Source organism: Shewanella electrodiphila (assembly GCF_023283985.1).
GTDB classification, from domain to species: domain Bacteria; phylum Pseudomonadota; class Gammaproteobacteria; order Enterobacterales; family Shewanellaceae; genus Shewanella; species Shewanella electrodiphila.
Genome location: NZ_JAKIKU010000040.1, coordinates 1 through 1,265 on the forward strand (window position 1 = coordinate 1; position 1,265 = coordinate 1,265).

Consider the following 1,265-nt stretch of genomic DNA (forward strand, 5'->3'; position numbering starts at 1 on the left):
TGCCTGCATTAGGAAGATGGTTGTGATCTTAAATTCGATGCTAAGAGACGGTGTTTTGTGGGAAGCGCCAAAAGCTTAAAATTAACTATTGACGCCATAGTCTCTTGTTATGTACGTTGTTAGTTTGACACTATTATTGGTAAATCTGTGCAGCCGAAATCCAAATCAAATTGACTTAGAATACAAGTCAATTGCCCTCTATGATGTGTTTGATGATTAAATATATGCTGGAAGAATTCTCCAATATTTTTCTCTAAGTATTCACCGCTAGAAGTAGTGTATTTTATAATGCCGTTATAACTTTCAGCGGTTAAATCTTGAGTGATTTTTAAATAAATTTCATCAACAAGTGTTCGTAATGATTTCAGTTCTACTAAGTTATTTACGAATTGATCGTTTACAGACTTTACCACCGGAACTTTTTGCAAAGTACTTGGTTCTATATTTACAATGTCATTAGTTACTAAACGAGACAACATGATTAAATCACCAAATAGAATATGGTTCCAATAACACATAACTGTTGAGAAAAATGAATTGGTTTCCTGTTGAAGCTGTTCAGGTTTTAGCTGTTCACAAACAGTAATTAATTGCGTATTCATACGCTGATTATAAACCGCCATCATCCTGAAATTTTGCGCCAAACTCAATTTAATATCCTTAGTACATAACGCCCTGCTAATAAGTGAACCATGTGCTGGCGGGCGATTTGCACAGCAAATGGCATGACAGCCTTGGTGAATCTGGATTTAGCAGCTTGTTATAAGCATTATTCAACTACGGCACCACATTTATGACAATTATCTTGTGGCCAACGTAACGAGAAAATACTGATACCACGAAATACTTGTCGGGCTCCACATTGGTTGCAACCTAGTCGAAGTGCATACACAAAAATACAGGTTCCCCAGGACATTCCGAGCCAAAAAGTCCAGTTTGAAATGTGGTAAAAGTTTGTTTCATCAAATGTATTAGGCATTCCTTTATGAATAACCGTAATGATTAACTGGATGCACAAGATAACAATGAGTCTCAATTTGTATTTATTCATACACCACCGATGAGATTTGGCTTATAACGCCCCGCTAAGGGGAAATTTATTGTTGGCTAAAATGTTGAACGGAGTGAAAACAGCCAACTGTAAATTTTCCCTCTTGAGCGCCTTGTATGGATAATAAACCCACCTAATTTACAAATACTTCCCTGTTTCGGGTAATGTGAGACCCAGGCTTTAGCTGCAACTAAAGCTTTCCTTGTCGTAGTTC

1 protein-coding gene is annotated in these 1,265 nt (G+C 36.9%); it reads right to left on the reverse strand.

Annotated elements, in window-relative coordinates; all coding sequences use genetic code 11:
* Nucleotides 1–119 precede the first annotated feature (119 nt).
* A complete protein-coding gene (locus L2737_RS22185) occupies nt 120–650 on the reverse strand; it encodes a DinB family protein (RefSeq protein WP_248957132.1) in 531 nt (176 codons plus the stop codon).
* Nucleotides 651–1,265 lie beyond the last annotated feature (615 nt).